This window comes from Flavobacterium kingsejongi (assembly GCF_003076475.1).
Taxonomy (GTDB): Bacteria; Bacteroidota; Bacteroidia; order Flavobacteriales; family Flavobacteriaceae; genus Flavobacterium; species Flavobacterium kingsejongi.
Map to the genome: position 1 here is coordinate 2,147,294 of NZ_CP020919.1, position 16,895 is coordinate 2,164,188.

Sequence of the window (16,895 nt, forward strand, 5' to 3'; positions counted from 1 at the left end):
TAATTTGGGTCAGAATGATTATCTTTGCACGCTTAAATAAAAAGAAAAATGACTTTACAGGATATTTTACAAAAACCTATTGAAAATGCAGTTCAGAATTTGTTTGGAATAGCACTTGAAAAAGTGGAATTTCAGGCAACACGACGAGAATTTGAAGGGGATATTACTGTGGTATTGTTTCCTTTGGTAAAAATAACAAGAAGCAATCCAGCCGATATCGGAACTAAAATCGGTAACTACTTAGTCGAGAATATCGCTGAGGTGGATCGTTTTAATGTAGTATCAGGATTTTTAAATATTGTAATTTCTGATGCATTTTACCTCAAGTTTTTCAACACGATTAAAGATGATGCCCAATTTGGTTTTGTAACACCCAAAGAAGGCGATACCTCCATATTGGTAGAATATTCTTCTCCCAACACCAATAAGCCACTCCATTTAGGGCATGTTAGGAATAATTTATTAGGATATGCTGTTGCAGAAATTATTAAAGCTTCCGGGAAGAAAGTTTATAAAACCCAAGTGATTAATGACCGTGGTATCCATATCTGTAAATCCATGCTGGCTTGGCAAAAATTCGGTAATGGTGAAACTCCGGAAAGTACCGGATTAAAAGGAGATAAGCTGGTAGGAAAATATTATGTTGCATTTGATAAAGCCTATAAAGCAGAAATAAACGAATTAATAGCGGAAGGCAAAACAGAGGAAGAGGCAAAGAAAGTAGCGCCAATTTTACTTGAAGCCCAGCAGATGCTTCAAAAATGGGAAGCTGGTGATGAAAAGGTAAAAGCCCTTTGGGAAATGATGAATAAGTGGGTGTATAAGGGATTCGAAGAAACCTATGCAAATTTAGGCGTTAATTTCGATAGCCTTTATTATGAAAGCAACACCTATCTGTTAGGAAAAGATATTGTGCAGGATGGCCTGGAAAAAGGCATTTTCTTTAAGAAAGAGGATGGTTCCGTATGGATCGACCTGACACCTGACGGATTGGATGAAAAAATTGTATTGCGTTCTGACGGTACTTCGGTTTATATGACACAGGATATCGGAACCGCAATCCAGCGTGTTAAAGATTTGCCGAATGTTGGCGGAATGGTGTATACCGTAGGGAATGAGCAGGATTATCATTTTAAAGTGCTGTTCCTGATCCTGAAAAAATTAGGATTTGACTGGGCAGAGAACCTGTACCATCTTTCTTATGGAATGGTAGACTTACCTTCGGGAAAAATGAAAAGCCGTGAGGGAACTGTCGTAGATGCTGATGACCTTATGGAAGAAATGACACTGACAGCCCGAAAAATTTCAGAAGAACTGGGGAAACTGGAAGGATATAGTGAAGAGGAAAAATCAAAATTATACCGTACCATCGGACTTGGCGCTTTGAAATATTACCTGTTGAAAGTAGATCCTAAAAAAAGAATCCTTTTTGATCCGGAAGAATCGGTTGATTTTGCCGGGAATACAGGCCCGTTTATCCAATATACCTACGCGAGAATCCAGTCGATTATCAGAAAAGCTGATTTTGATTTCTCCGGAGTATTGGAAGGTATTGTATTACATGAAAAAGAAAAAGAACTACTGAAACAATTGATCTTATTCCCTGAAGTGATACAATCTGCTGCACAAAATCATAGCCCGGCGCTTATTGCGAATTATACCTATGACCTGGTACGCGAATACAATTCATTTTACCAGGGCGTGCCTATTTTGGCCGCTGCCGACCTGAATGAAAAAGCATTCCGTGTGCAATTGTCTAAAAAAGTGGCCGATACCATCAGTGCGGCACTGAAACTTTTAGGGATTAGTGTTCCCGAGCGAATGTAAAAATGGGTACTAAGAATGTTGTTTATACGTTAGTGTTAATCCAATGAAGACACCTAAATCATATTTTTTTCAGTCTTTCAGCATATTGTTGCTGGCAGCAGCAGCTTTTTTAATATTTAAAAAAGTACTTCCCAATAAAATCTTCTCGGAGAAACCAGGCCTTACTAAAAATGTCCTGGTGGACAGCCTGATGCTGGAAGCCGTGGCGGAAGATGATACTGTTGCAGAAGCCAATGATTCTACATTAGCCAAAAAAGCCGTGGTTTTCGATGAAACCAATGGTATTGTTTTTCCGAACGAAACCTTTACTGATTATAAAGGGTACCAATACCTGATTTCTTTCTTTGAAAAATTATTCAAGCTGGAAACCGAACAGTCAGGCGCAGTGCGCATCGCTTATTTTGGTGATTCGATGACCGATGGGGATATGATTGTTCAGGATATCAGGTCAAATTATCAGGCCAAATATGGAGGACAGGGCGTAGGGTTTGTATCCATTAACTCGGAATCTGCAGCTTCCCGAAGCACCATTACCCATGAGTTTTCTAAAAACTGGAAAATGCAATCCTACCTTAACGTAAAACGACCAATTCGCCCTTTTGGGGTGAATGGCCGCGTATTTTTTGCCAATGATACAGCCCACGTGGAATGGGTACGCTATAAAGCAAACAAAACACGTTTTGCTACCGAATTGGATAATCCTACATTATTTTATGGTAAATCAGGAAACAGAAGTGGCTCATTGTCCATTCTTGTAGATAAGGATACGGTAAAAATGACTAAAAAACTAAATCCTTCCGGAATATTAAATACCCTGCAGATCGCTCCTCATGCGATCAAAGGATTTAAAGCCAATTTTATACATGCCGATTCCATTCCGATTTACGGATTTAACTTTGATGATGGAAAAGGAGTACATGTCGATAACTTCTCGCAAAGAGGAAATTCAGGTTTGCCGATAACGACTTTTAATGTAGGGTTGATGCGTGCCTTTCAAGAAAAATTAGATTATGACCTGATTGTATTGCATTATGGGACCAATGTATTGAACTACGGAACCAAAAATTACAGTTGGTATGAAAAGAGCATGACCAAGGTAATAAGCCACCTGAGGGAATGTTTTCCAAATGTGCCGATCCTGATTATTTCTTCGGCAGATAAAGGCACAAAATATGACCTGGAAATGAAAACGGATTCCGCTGTCGTACCGTTAACAACGGCTCAAAAAAGATACGCACTTAATAATAAAGCAGGATTTATCAATTTATATACCCTGATGGGAGGAGATGGATCGATGGTGAAATGGGTGGAAGAAGTTCCGGCTATGGCCAATAAAGATTATACCCATTTTAATTTCAGAGGGGCTAAAAAAGTGGCTGAAATGTTATATGGCCAACTGGATCAGGGGTATGAGCAATATAAGGTTTTACGAAAAAATAAAAAGATAACCGTCAAAAAAGCACCTGTAAAAAAGGATAGCATTTTTACACAATCCGATACTACAAATGCTCAATAAAGTACTGTTTACTTTTATCGTGATGCTGTTCGGGTTTACCGGATGTGCGCAGACACCCGATTCCCTGATTGTGGAAATCGATTCCATGTCGGTCGATTCAACCGATATACCTATTGCCCCAAATGTATTGGTGAATGCGGCAGTATTGAAACCATTTTTTACCAAGTTGCAACGACTGGAACAAGATAAAACAGGCCAGATTAATATTGTCCATATCGGGGATTCGCACATACAGGCCGATTTGTATTCCGGGGTTGTGCGCAGTGGCTTCCAGCAGGCCTTTGGAAATGCCGGGCGCGGATTGCTGTTTCCACACAATCTGGCACGTACCAATGGCCAATTTGATGTTCGGTTTTCGTCCAATGAAACCTGGCAGAGTTACAGGAATATTTCTCCGGTAGTCGGTAATCCTGTAGGATTAAGTGGGATTGCTTTGTTCACGAAGTCCGATGATTTTGCGATTGAAATCAATATCAAATCAGAAGAGAATTACTTCAATACCCTAAAGCTGATTACACCTCAGAACAAGAATATGTTTGAACTGGCTACCAGTAAAAAAATAATCAAACTGGAAAGTACCAAACCCAAAACGGTTACACATCGCATCCGGAATGGAGAAGCACTTTCAATCATTGCAGACAAATACAATGTTTCCCTTGCGGCCCTGAAAAAAGCCAATAAGTTAACATCAAATAATATCAGGGCTGGGCGTACGTTGAAAATCCCTTCCAGCCAAACGGAGAAAAGAGTAATTGAGCGTTCGGAATTCATCAATTTCCCGCTTGAAACCGCTGCCAATTACCATTATTATAAAACTGGCGAAGCATTGGGTAAGATTTACCTGTTGCCCAATAAAGAAGAGCGTGATTTTGCTTTGAATGGAATAGTCCTGGAAAATAATAACCCCGGTGTACTGTACCATAATATCGGTGTCAATGGCGCTAAATTTTCGGATTACAACAAATACCCGGTCTTTTTTGAACAGCTGAAAGCCCTACAGCCCGATTTGATTATCCTGTCTTTGGGAACCAATGAAAGCTTTGATAAAATGATTGTGGAGCAGTACATGGGCCAGCTGGATCTGTTTATTAAGAGCTTAAAAGATAATGACATTAAAGCCGAAATCATTGTTTCAACACCACCGGTATCTTTATTCCAGCGCAAATACCCGAATGTTTTTTGTGCAGATTATGCCAAAAACATCCTGGATGGAGCGGTTAAAAAACAATATGCTGCCTGGGATCTCTATACCCAATTGGGTGGATTGTACGGCGCACAACGCTTGTCGGAAAAAGGATTATTAGGATCAGACAAAGTACATTATACAAAACAAGGCTACGAAAAACAAGGGAATCTTCTTTTTCAGGCGATTATGGATGCTTATTCAAATTACAAATTAACTAAAGTAAATTAATGACTGCCGATATTCTAAATTGGTTCACGGAAGATCAGAACAAACTGACCTGGGAAAATATTCAGTCCTGGTTCATTTATAATCCTAAACAGCCGCTTTTATTCAATTCGGGTTTGTTTCTGGGGATGTTTCTTCTATTTTATATCGTTTATATTACGACGCGAAAAACGTTCTACCTGCGATTGGTCTATGTGATTTTATTCTCGCTGTTCTTTTACTACAAGTCGAGTGGGATTTACTTTCTGTTGCTGATATTGTCCTCCGTAGTCGATTATTCACTCAGTAGTGTCATTTATAAGGAAGACCGCGTAGGGTGGAAAAAATTCTATTTGTTCATTAGTATCGTCGTTAACCTGGGGCTATTGGGGTATTTTAAATATACCAATTTCCTGATTGGAACGTACAACGATTTATTTACGGCACATTATGCTTTCCATAATATTTTGCTGCCTGTAGGGATTTCATTTTACACCTTTCAGTCGATCAGTTATATCATTGAGATTTACCGTAAGGAAATTGTACCGACCAATAATTACATCGAGTATTTATTTTTCGTCTCCTTCTTTCCGCAACTGGTGGCGGGACCGATTGTACGTGCAAAAGATTTCCTGCCACAGATTTACCAAAAGCTGAACCTGACGCGGGATGATGTAAATCGGGCATTATTCCTGATCATCGGTGGATTATTAAAGAAGACGGTAATCTCTGATTATATCTCACTGAATTTTGTGGACCGGGTTTTTGACAGCCCCTCCAGTTATACCGCTTTTGAAAACCTGATGGCTTCCTATGGATATGCCATCCAGATCTATTGTGATTTCTCCGGATATTCCGATATGGCCATTGGAGTAGCATTATTGCTTGGTTTTAAATTGCCAACCAATTTCCGCACTCCTTACCAATCGGTATCGATTACCGAGTTTTGGAGACGCTGGCATATTTCGCTTTCCACCTGGTTAAAAGATTTCCTTTACATTTCTGTGGGAGGGAACCGGGAAGGTACTTTTGCCGGATTCTTATTTCCAACGGTCTTTTTTGCCGGTTTAATTGCCTGGGGCGTATATTATATGAATGTGAGTATGATACCGCTGATCATTAGTATTTCGGCTTCGGTAATTTTTATCTTGACTTTTTTGCTATCCAAAGAAAAAAACAGGACAATGTATACCAATGTCAATCTGATGACGACTATGTTATTGGGAGGATTATGGCATGGCCCAAGCCTTAGGTTTATTATTTGGGGAGCCCTGCATGGTATGGCCTTGGCTGTTCATAAAATTTTCATGGAATTTTTTCCTTCCAAAAAAGATTCAAAAACCGTTTGGAGTAAAATCTCAATGGTGCTTTCAGTATTACTGACTTTTCACTTTGTTGTTTTTTGCTGGTTGTTTTTCCGGGCAAAAGATTTTGCAACCGCATTACAGATTATCGATAATATAGGACAGCTGCAGTTCAATATAGAACAATGGCAGACTATCATAATGGGGTACCAAAATGTATTTTTACTGATGCTGATTGGGTATGTATGGCACTTCCTGCCGGAAAGAGTTATCGGATTCTTGCGGGATGGTTTCTATGCCATGCCAATACCGGTAAAAGCAATAGTGCTTGCGCTGATATTCTGGGTAGTTTATGCAACCGCTTCTGCCGAAGCACAGCCCTTTATTTACTTCCAGTTTTAAGATTAGACCATCAAAGGATCCGTAGTCACTCCAGATCCTTTGTTGCTTTTAGAATGTATATTTCACCGATAGATTTGGTGTCCGTGACAGGGAATACGTATTCACGCTCTCAATGGAGTTCGTGTCGGTGTTCACACGGTAATAGCGATTGATCAGGTTCTTTTTATCCAATATATTTAATACGGCTGCTGCTAACTCCAATTGAGCGCCACATTGAAGCTGCCAGGTATAGGCTGCTGAAAAGTTTACCTGGAAATAATCACTTAATGTCGTATTGTTGGGCATATTGTAGTTGATTGTTGGTTTTAACGGATTGTCCAATGCTACTACAGAACTCAGCGGAGTAGTTTCGGGCCTTCCGGAATGCCATTTGGAACCCACAGCTATTTTCAGCTGCTTGTATTCATAAACTCCCGCCCAGGAGATACTATGCACAACCTGAAAGTTATTGGTAAACTGGGACGGAATATAGGTGTCGAAGGTATATTCGCTATTTGTTATCCCATAACTCAACCAGGAATATACCCGGCCAAAATTGCGCTGTATCAGGAATTCCGATCCCAAAACGCTGTAATCCCCATTGATCTTAATAAATTCCAATTGGTTTTGAAAAGCCTGGCTCCGACTTGAAATCCCGGAAACTTTCTTGTAATAGTTATCCATGCTTAACAGCCAGTCCTGTGTTTTATAAGTAAAGCCTATTGCTATTTGGGAGCTCCTTTGAATAGGGATTGTGGTTTCATTAGACAATGTCCATCGCCTTTTTTCGATTCCTAAAAAGTCCTGTTGCAGGTCAATGATTTGGGATGCGGTCTGGCTTTTTCGCTCTCCGGAAATCTCAAGATGCAGGGATGTTGTCAGGGCATAATCCAATTGCAGCCTTGGTTCCAGGATGAATTTAGAAAACGTTTCGATGTAATTGGTACGCAAACCCGTTTTTAGAAAAAAACGATTGTTGGGCTGGTAGACGGTTTCCACAATGGCAGCATGGCTCCTTACTACTTCTTTTACTTTTCGGGAATATACCGGTTTGTTGATATTGTCATTATTAGTGATGCCAATTTCATTGTATTGATAACCGCTGCTAAAGGTGAAATCGGAGGTGATTTTTTGATGGTCTTCAATCCGGATTCCCATGTCTGTAACCCTATTTTGCTGATTCAGGTTTTGATTGTTTTCCAGTGCATTGTTGGTTGCATCGAGATTGTAATACGAAATATAACCATCAGCTTTAGTAGTATGGTTTTCGTTCCAATGGTGCTGTATACCTGTTGTGACGCCAAAATTTTGTTGTTCCAACTGGCTGTTTTTTGCACGGAATTGTATGGCGTTAGCATTTTCCTGATGGATGTCCAATACATTGCTGATCCCGATTACTGCTGCGGTGACCTCCGAACGGTTTCCTATTTTCTGCTGGTATTGCGCAGTAAAATCATAAAAATAGAATGTTTCGGCGGAGTGATAGGCTGCATTTTTTTGACTGTGGATGTCGGTTACAATGGTATTTTGAAAAACCCTGTCGTAGTAGTTCTGATAAGTTGGGGTTGCTAATAAATCAGTATAGGAACGACGTGCCGAAATCCGGAAATTGGCACGTTCAGAAAGCGGCATTTGCGTATGAAATTCAGCACTGATAAGATTACTGCTAAATCCCGTCGCCGGTTTGACTTCATTTTCTGTAAAAGACGTAATAGCGACGAGGCTGGAAGTGCTTTCACCATAAAAAGCAGAAGTGCCATTTTTAAAAATAGTGACCTTTTCTGTCAGGGTGGGACTGAATACCGAGATCATCCCGAAAAAATGACCAGTCTGGAACAGCCGGATGCCATTCCATAAAAATAAATTCTGATCGTGTGTCCCACTGCGTACATTCAGGTTGGAGGTAGTTTCGTCAGCACTGTAAATACCCGGTAGCTGTTGCATCGTTTGTAAAACATCAGGTTCTGTAAGGCCGGGGAGGATACCAAAATGTTTGGGTTTTATAATAAATGCTCCGGTTAGGCTTTTGGAGATACCGGTAGTCAGGTACCGGGCAATGGTGATTTCCTGAAGCGGTATAGTGATTTTTTCCAGTGATTCTGTCTCGGGAATTGATTCGGCCTTTTTCGAAGAAACAGCAATGTATTTTTCGTTGATTCGGGCAAATTGTAATCCGGTCTGCTGTTCCAGATAGGTAAGCTTGGCCGAAAGAGATAGCTCTTTTGATGGCGGAACTACTTGGATAGCGGCTACTTCTTTTTCGAGGTAATTAAACTGGACCTCATGCATCTTGGAGATTGTAGCCAATATGTTTTGTAAAGGAACAGGGCGTGCGTTGTGCTGGCAATATACAAATTGACCGATTAAAAGAAATGCAAGTAGCCAAAAGGATTTAACGGGTCGAATCATTTGGGGTTAAGCTATACTTTTTATCCGATATTTTAGAATAGGTCAGGTGATAAGTGGCAGAGATGATTTTTAAAGTGGTTTCCAAATCATTTCCGGGTAGCGTTCCGGTAAAATGAGCCTCTGAAATAGGTCCCTGATAGGTAAGGCTAATCGCATAGGTACGTTCAATTTCGGTGAGCATCATCTTCAGGGAACTATCATAAAAGGCAAGTGAGCCCGAAATCCAATCCGGCGCTGTAGCCTGCAATGGCAAAGCATTACTGTTTTTTTTATCCCGGATAATAAGCTGTTCGCCTTTATGGAGTTTCGTTTGAATGGTACCCGAAACGACCCATACACTCCCTTCATAACAGGCAACTTCAAAAGCACTGTCACGGGATTTTACATTAAATTGTGTTCCGGTTACAGTAACGGTTCCCTGTGGTGTAGTGACTTCAAATTTTTTGCCCTTTGCCACTTTGAAATAGGCCTCACCATCCAGGTGTAGTTTACGGCGGGAAGACCAGAACCATTTGGCATAGGAAATTTCAGAGCCGGAATTCAGGGCTACTTCGGAATGATCTGGTAAGGAAAAGTTTAACTTCTCTCCGGCTACTGCTACTACGGCAGTGGTGCTAGTGTAGGCCAGCACGAATGCCAGCCCTAATACAACGACAATCATGGCGGCTATTTTTAAAAAAACACTCGGTTTCCAGATCCTTTGCGGTTGCTTTTTTAAAGTGGTTATTGTTTCTAGCTGTGATGTTGTATCAAAATCCGGAGCTTCCAGCATACTGGAATAATGCTTGATTTTGGCATACGTTTCAAATTCCGGAGTAGCTTCAAAAGCCTCCAGTTCTTCATTAGTCATTTCTCCAGCAAGCCATTTCGCTAAGTCAAAATTGCGTTCCATCCTTCTCTTTATTAGTTCAGTTTAATCATTAAAAAAACGTATTCACAGTATCGATCTCCTTTCGGAGTGCGACCAAAGCGGCATGAATCCTCTTCTCAACTGCTTTTACACTAATGTCCATTATTTCAGCAATTTCACGGTATTTTTTTCCATCAATGCGATGCAGGAGAAAAGCAGTACGCTGGGCTTCTGTAAGCTTTCCAATTACTCCGCTCAATTTGGTTTTAAATTCAGCTTCTTCCAGTATAAATTCGGGGCTTTCAATAGTATAAAACGTGTTGTTTTTGGATTTGGAATACTGCAGCACAACCTTTTGATGGGCAATCTGGTTCAATGTGGCATTGTTAGCTACTTTATAAACAAAACCTTTTGCTTTTTCCAAAGGCACTGCTGCACAATTTTCCCACAGTTTTACAAACGCTTCCTGTGAAATGTCATTTGCCTGTTCTTTATTCCCGAATTTATAAAACAGATAGTTCCGTAATGTTTGGGCATTCAGCCGAAAGAAATTGGAAAAGGCCAATTCTTCACACATGCCGGCTATTTTTTGTATTTTGTTCATGGATGCAAAATAGACAGTGTTGGTTACAGAACAGCCAGAAGCATAAAAACCCTACTTTCAGTTGTTTATTTTTTTCAAATATAGTTTTAAATTAAAATAGTGACTTTCTTTGGGGAGGGTTTTTTGAAATTCATTTGTTTACTATCCAACAACCTAAAACAAATCCTTATGAATAATTTTAAAAAATTACAATTGTTGCTTCTCTGCGCTCTTTTTGTAGGGTTACTTTTTGCAGCATGCCAGAATGACGATGTTGATATTAATGATCAGGACACGAAGCTATTAACCAGGAATTCTCCCTTAACCAATTTATTGCAACGTGCTTCCATGTACGATACGACATTGGATAACGCGATTGACAGCACCAGTTGCTTTTCGGTCAAACTACCCGTACAGGTAGATGTTAATGGGCAGTTGGTGACACTCAGCAGTCCATCCGATTACCATTTGGTGGCCGATATTTTTTTACAATTCCCCAATGCCGACAATTATATGGGGTATCAGTACCCGATAACAGTAATTTATTCTAATTACGATGAAGCAGTAGTAAACAATAGCGATGAATTGAATAGTTTACGTCAGGAATGTGGCGTTACGCTTCCTGGTGAACCCATTTATTGTTTTGCGATTAGCTATCCGATACAGGTTTTTGGATATGACAGTAATTTTCAACTCGCCCATACCTATACCGTTACTAATAATACAGCATTATTCCTGTTGCTATACAATTTGGAGGCAAATGAATTTTATGCGATTGATTATCCCATATCCATAATGATTAACCCAGTAGGGGAATCGGTTCCTGTGAATAGTAATATGGAACTTATGGCAGTGCTCAATACTGCTATTATAAATTGTAGTGGCACGACACCACCTTGTATCCCTACCAATCTAAATGACGGCCTGATTGTGTATTATTCTTTTGGAAATGGCAGTTTGCTGGATTCTAAAGGTGGCGCACACCTGACCAATACAACTACAGCCCATTTTGCTGCCGATAGGGGAGGGAATCTAAATTGTGCCTACGAGTTTGATGCCGCAACCGGTACGTTTTTAAGCGCCACGAATACCACCGCATTAAATGGCCTTACCCAAATGTCAGTTTCCTTATGGTACCAGCCGGGAGTAGATCAATCGGAATATGAATTGCTGATTGGACGTGATACCGGAATGCATTGTCCCGATACAAATGGGCAATGGTCTGTAGGGTTGTATGACCTGAGGCGGGCAGTATTCGGTTACAAGAACTCCGTATGGCAGGTCAACGGATCCCAGGAAAATATCTGGTATCATGTAACAGCAACTTATAACCAGGTAAATAATACGATAAAAATATACACCAATGGGGTATTGGATGAGACTGCTACCGGAATTGCAAATTGTGGTACGGCAGGACCACCGACAGTACAGGATATTGGGGATTTATTTATCGGTAAAAATTTCACGGGCAAAATTGATGATGTCGCTATTTACAACCGGGAACTGAACGCTGCAGAAGTTACACAGTTGTATGGGCTTCAGCCTTGTTGTCAATAAATTCAAAAATAAGAACAAAACGAAACCAGTCTGTAACAGACTGGTTTTTTTATTGGCAGAAATCTGAAAATTTCAAAATCAAATCCTTAAATTTGCACCTCAATAAAAGCGATATAACGTATGTTCGATAATTTAAGCGATAAATTAGACAAAGCCTTTCATATATTAAAAGGGCACGGAAAAATTACAGAAGTAAATGTGGCCGACACTTTAAAAGAAGTACGACGCGCACTTTTGGATGCCGACGTCAATTTTAAAATTGCCAAAGAATTTACCACCAAAGTAAAGGAGAAAGCGATTGGACAGGATGTATTGACTACGTTGCAGCCAGGACAACTTTTGGTAAAACTGGTAAAGGATGAACTGACAGAATTAATGGGAGGGGATGTAGCTGGGATCAATCTTTCCGGGACACCTACAGTAATCCTGATGTCAGGGCTTCAGGGATCTGGGAAAACGACTTTTTCCGGAAAACTGGCTAATTTCCTGAAAACAAAGAAAAATAAAAAACCACTTTTGGTGGCTTGTGATATCTACCGTCCGGCGGCAATCAACCAGTTGCACGTTGTGGGAGATCAGATTGGGGTGGAAGTATATTCTGAACCTGAAAATAAAAATGCTGTTGCTATTGCAGAAAATGCAATCAAGTATGCAAAAGCAAATGGTTTTAATGTCGTTATCGTCGATACAGCAGGTCGTTTGGCTATTGACGAAGAGATGATGAACGAGATTGCCAATGTGCATAAAGCGATTCAGCCGCAGGAAACCTTATTTGTTGTGGATTCCATGACAGGTCAGGATGCGGTAAATACAGCAAAAGCATTTAACGACCGTTTGAACTTTGACGGGGTAATCCTGACAAAATTAGATGGTGATACCCGTGGTGGGGCTGCTATCTCGATCAAGTCTGTTGTCAATAAACCGATTAAATTCATCGGTACAGGAGAGAAAATGGAAGCGATTGACGTTTTCTATCCGGCTCGTATGGCAGAACGAATCCTGGGTATGGGTGACGTTATCTCCCTGGTGGAAAGAGCGCAGGAACAATTTGACGAAGAAGAAGCCCGTAAATTACAAAAGAAAATTGCCAAGAATGAATTTGGCTTTGATGACTTCCTGACACAGATCCAGCAGGTGAAGAAAATGGGAAATATGAAAGACCTGGTAGGGATGATTCCTGGTGCAGGCAAAGCCCTGAAAGATGTAGAAATTGAAGATGACGCCTTCAAGCATATTGAAGCCATAATCCACTCCATGACGCCTACTGAAAGGACCAAGCCAGCGATCATCGACGCCAAGCGTAAAACGAGGATTGCCAAAGGTTCCGGAACCAATATCCAGCAGGTAAATCAACTCATGAAGCAATTCGACCAGATGAGCAAAATGATGAAGATGATGCAGGGCGGCGGCGGAAAAAACCTCATGAGAATGATGGGAGGAATGAAAGGAATGCGATAAAAATACTTTGAGGTTTAAAATTCTACGGAATCTTAAACCTTAAATTTTTTACATAAACAACACTATTACCAACTGAAGTATCCAGGGTTCCAAAGGACTCCGGGCTTCAAATTTTAAAACTACTACGAAATGCAACTACTAGACGGAAAAAAAACATCCGAAGACATTAAAATTGAGATTACTGCCCAGGTGCAGAAAATGAAAGACAATAACGAAAAAGTGCCCCATCTGGCGGCTATTATTGTTGGGAATGATGGTGCAAGTCTTACCTATGTCGGAAGTAAAGTAAAAGCGTGTGAGCGTGTAGGATTTGAATCATCCCTGATTAAAATGCCAAGCACGACCTCTGAAACGGAATTACTGCAAAAAATAAAAGAATTGAATGAAGATGATAACATCGACGGATTTATCGTTCAGTTACCATTACCGGAACAAATTGATACCCAGAAAGTATTATTAGCCGTAGATCCAAGTAAAGATGTGGATGGTTTCCACCCGGAAAATTTCGGTAAAATGGCACTTGATATGACTACTTTTATTCCAGCAACACCGTTTGGGATTTTAGAATTATTGGAGCGTTATGGTGTAGAGACCCAGGGGAAACATACGGTAGTAATCGGTAGAAGCCATATCGTAGGCCGTCCAATGAGTATTTTAATGGGAAGAAAAGGATTTCCTGGAAATTCAACCGTAACATTGACACATAGTTATACCAAAAATATTGCACAAATAACGACACAGGCAGATATCATTATCACTGCTTTAGGAGTGCCTAATTACCTGAAAGCAGAAATGGTTAAGGATGGAGCTGTAGTAATTGACGTGGGTATTACCAGAGTAGCGGATGACAGAAATGAAAAAGGGTATGTGATCACAGGTGATGTTGATTTTGAAAATGTAAGCAAAAAAGCGTCATTTATTACCCCGGTTCCTGGCGGTGTAGGTCCTATGACCATTGCGATGCTGCTGAAAAATACCTTACTGGCCCGAGAGCAAAAAAGATTAAAACAATAATAGTTTACCGAAAGCCCCAAGCAATGTTTGGGGCTTTTTTATGAAGGAGGCATAAAAAAAATCTTAAAGTTGGTGATTGCAACTGTTTTTTAGGAAATAAACAATACTTTTGCAGTCGAAATAAAAAAACACTTAGAAATGGACGATTATTATTCGAGTTGTTAAACCGGAATAGAGCTTAATTAAGGATTACTCTATTCAAACTCACCCCCACGATTAGAGAATTATTATAAAAGCTTTACCGAAACAAAACGAATGTGTTTCCATTGAAGTAGGCAATCCAAAACTCCGGATTGCTTCCGAATTCTATTTTTATCTACTATAGATTCTTTCAATGATTACCCTTTTTTGCTGCTTTTTATAATGATCAGTTACCAAAATCATTTAAAAACAATTAATAACAAATTAGCGTTATGACATTGAATATTCAAGAACTGAACAAAAAACACCCAAGTGATATTGCTGAAGCCATTGCTAAACTTAGCAAAAGCGAACAGGCACTTTCTTTTCTCATGCTTTCCGGAGTAGTCGAAGGGGAAGTTTTTGCCTATTTTGATAAAGATACTCAGGAAAATATATTAAAAAGCCTCGGTTCCAACGAGATTGTTGAGATCCTTAAAACCATGTCGCCTGATGACCGGACCCAGTTATTCTCTGATTTTCCGGATCATATTGTGAAAAAGGCGGTGAATTTATTACCTGAGGAAGAAAGAAAAATAGCTCTCACACTTATCGGATATGATGAGAAAAGTGTGGGAAGGATGATGACACCTTATTATATCCAGGCCAATAAAGAATGGACCATCCGGCAGACTTTGTCCCACATTAAAAAAAATGGGCAGAAGGCAGAAACACTCAATTTCGTGTATGTGGTAGATGAAGCCCTCCGGCTCATCGATGATATCCGGATCGGGAACATTCTTATGGCTGATGAAGATGACACTATCGAATCCGTAATGGGAAACCATTATGTCGCTTTATATGCAACGCAAAATGTGGAAGAAGCCATTACCATATTTGAAAAATACGACCGTGCAGCCTTACCGGTGATTTCGGATAACGGAATTTTGGTAGGGATTGTTACATCAGATGATATCTTGGACCAGGTAGAAAAAAGAGATACGGAAGACATCCAGAAATTCGGTGGACTGGAAGCTTTGGAACTTCCCTACGTGAAAACACATCTTTTGGAGATGATTAAAAAACGTGCCGGATGGCTCGTGGTTTTGTTTCTCGGAGAAATGCTTACCGCTTCGGCAATGGGCTATTTTGAAGGTGAAATTGATAAAGCTGTCGTGCTGGCGTTGTTCATTCCTTTGATTATCTCCAGTGGGGGAAATTCCGGATCACAAGCTGCAACACTAATTATCCGTGCGATGGCATTGAAAGAGTTAAAGCTCAAAGATTGGTGGTACGTGATGAAACGGGAAATCTCTTCCGGCTTCATGCTGGGGTCTATTTTGGGAATTATAGGATTTCTGAGGATAATGATCTGGCAGGAATCAGGATTGTATGACTATGGCGTATATTGGGAGCCTGTAGCATTCACAGTATCCTTATCATTGGTATTTATAGTGTTATGGGGTACATTATCCGGGTCAATGATTCCGTTCGTTTTGAAACGGCTGGGACTTGATCCTGCAACATCATCAGCACCATTTGTGGCGACACTGGTAGATGTGACCGGATTGATTATTTACTTCTCCATCGCTTCTGTAATATTGAGCGGTAAACTATTATAAAAAGAAAACCCTAAACGATTCGTTTAGGGTTTTCTTTTATCATCAGATCGGTTAGTGTACCGTGTTGGTGCCGGTCGGCCAAAAGGCCTTGGAGCATTCTCTTTCGGTAAAGAACCTTCTTCGGTTTTAGTAGAGGGAGCAATTAACTGGTTTAATTCAGTAATTTCAGCCTCGGTCAGTTCACGATAGCGGCCTACAGGAATATCCAGGGAAATATTGATAATCCGGATTCTTTTCAGGGCGACAACTTCATAACCTAAATATTCACACATTCTTCGAATTTGCCGGTTCAATCCCTGGGTCAGGATAATTTTAAAAATGTATTTGCTTACCTGTTCCACCTTGCATTTTCGGGTTACCGTGTCTAAAATAGGAACACCATTTCCCATCCGTTCTATAAAACGATCGGTTATCGGGCGGTTTACGGTAACAGTATATTCTTTTTCGTGATTGTTTCTTGCCCGTAATATTTTGTTGACAATATCGCCATCATCTGTCATAAAAATCAGTCCCTCACTCGCTTTATCCAATCGTCCGATTGGGAAGATACGCTTTGGGTAATTAATATAATCAACGATATTGTTTGGCGTGTCAAGATTGGTAGTGCACTCAATGCCTACCGGTTTGTTAAAAGCCAGATAGATATTTTTGCCTCTTTTCTCCAATATAAGTTTACCGTCAACGCGTACTTCATCATCAGGCGATACTTTAGTGCCCATTTCCGGTACGATACCATTGATGGTCACACGGCCTTCTTCAATAAGTTTGTCTGCCTCACGGCGGGAGCAATAGCCGGTTTCTCCTAAAAATTTATTCAGACGTTTTAGATTCTCTTCCATACAGCAAAAATAAGTATTTAGATCG

General features: G+C 40.2%; 12 protein-coding genes. 8 read left to right on the forward strand and 4 right to left on the reverse strand.

What is annotated here, in order from left to right; all coding sequences use genetic code 11:
- The first annotated feature begins 48 nt into the window (after window positions 1-48).
- The 4 genes from argS to FK004_RS09410 are packed head-to-tail and all read left to right on the forward strand — an operon-like array spanning window position 49 to window position 6,439.
- A complete protein-coding gene (argS, locus tag FK004_RS09395; RefSeq protein WP_108737035.1) occupies window positions 49-1,827 on the forward strand; it encodes an arginine--tRNA ligase in 1,779 nt (592 codons plus the stop codon).
- A gap of 43 nt (window positions 1,828-1,870) precedes the next feature.
- Window positions 1,871-3,343 carry an SGNH/GDSL hydrolase family protein gene (locus tag FK004_RS09400; RefSeq protein ID WP_108737036.1) on the forward strand — a complete coding sequence of 491 codons (1,473 nt, stop codon included), beginning with the start codon at window positions 1,871-1,873 and terminating at the stop codon, window positions 3,341-3,343.
- Window positions 3,333-4,757: a LysM peptidoglycan-binding domain-containing protein gene (locus FK004_RS09405; RefSeq protein WP_108737037.1), complete on the forward strand. Its 1,425-nt coding sequence runs from the start codon at window positions 3,333-3,335 to the stop codon at window positions 4,755-4,757. Before FK004_RS09400 ends, FK004_RS09405 begins: the two co-directional genes overlap by 11 nt.
- Window positions 4,757-6,439 carry an MBOAT family O-acyltransferase gene (locus FK004_RS09410; RefSeq protein ID WP_108737038.1) on the forward strand — a complete coding sequence of 561 codons (1,683 nt, stop codon included), beginning with the start codon at window positions 4,757-4,759 and terminating at the stop codon, window positions 6,437-6,439. Before FK004_RS09405 ends, FK004_RS09410 begins: the two co-directional genes overlap by 1 nt.
- Before the next feature lie 48 nt (window positions 6,440-6,487).
- On the opposite strand, the gene FK004_RS09415 is transcribed toward FK004_RS09410, so the two are convergent.
- The 3 genes from FK004_RS09415 to FK004_RS09425 all read right to left on the reverse strand — a co-directional run bounded on the left by FK004_RS09415 (window position 6,488) and on the right by FK004_RS09425 (window position 10,281).
- On the reverse strand, window positions 6,488-8,707 hold the full coding sequence (locus FK004_RS09415; RefSeq protein ID WP_157956066.1) for a TonB-dependent receptor plug domain-containing protein: 2,220 nt from the start codon (window positions 8,705-8,707) through the stop codon (window positions 6,488-6,490).
- A 103-nt stretch (window positions 8,708-8,810) separates the two neighbouring features.
- A complete protein-coding gene (locus tag FK004_RS09420; protein ID WP_108737040.1) occupies window positions 8,811-9,719 on the reverse strand; it encodes a FecR family protein in 909 nt (302 codons plus the stop codon).
- A gap of 28 nt (window positions 9,720-9,747) precedes the next feature.
- On the reverse strand, window positions 9,748-10,281 hold the full coding sequence (locus FK004_RS09425) for an RNA polymerase sigma factor (RefSeq protein ID WP_108737041.1): 534 nt from the start codon (window positions 10,279-10,281) through the stop codon (window positions 9,748-9,750).
- A 168-nt stretch (window positions 10,282-10,449) separates the two neighbouring features.
- Between FK004_RS09425 and FK004_RS09430 the strand changes: the two genes are divergently transcribed.
- The 4 genes from FK004_RS09430 (at window position 10,450) to mgtE (ending at window position 16,031) form a co-directional block, all read left to right on the forward strand.
- A complete protein-coding gene (locus tag FK004_RS09430) occupies window positions 10,450-11,817 on the forward strand; it encodes a LamG domain-containing protein (RefSeq protein ID WP_108737042.1) in 1,368 nt (455 codons plus the stop codon).
- Window positions 11,818-11,937: 120 nt separating this feature from the next.
- The gene (gene ffh / locus FK004_RS09435) at window positions 11,938-13,275 is read left to right on the forward strand and encodes a signal recognition particle protein (protein WP_108737043.1); all 1,338 of its coding nucleotides are present in this window, start codon (window positions 11,938-11,940) and stop codon (window positions 13,273-13,275) included.
- 129 nt (window positions 13,276-13,404) lie between these two features.
- Entirely contained in the window at window positions 13,405-14,289 is an 885-nt protein-coding gene (locus FK004_RS09440; RefSeq protein WP_108737044.1) for a bifunctional 5,10-methylenetetrahydrofolate dehydrogenase/5,10-methenyltetrahydrofolate cyclohydrolase, read from the forward strand.
- A 413-nt stretch (window positions 14,290-14,702) separates the two neighbouring features.
- Entirely contained in the window at window positions 14,703-16,031 is a 1,329-nt protein-coding gene (gene mgtE / locus FK004_RS09445) for a magnesium transporter (RefSeq protein WP_108737045.1), read from the forward strand.
- 23 nt (window positions 16,032-16,054) lie between these two features.
- Here the strand turns inward: mgtE and rluF are convergent, their stop codons facing one another.
- Window positions 16,055-16,870, reverse strand: a complete 816-nt coding sequence (rluF, locus tag FK004_RS09450) for a 23S rRNA pseudouridine(2604) synthase RluF (RefSeq protein ID WP_108737046.1) — start codon at window positions 16,868-16,870, stop codon at window positions 16,055-16,057.
- Between the last annotated feature and the right edge of the window lie 25 nt (window positions 16,871-16,895).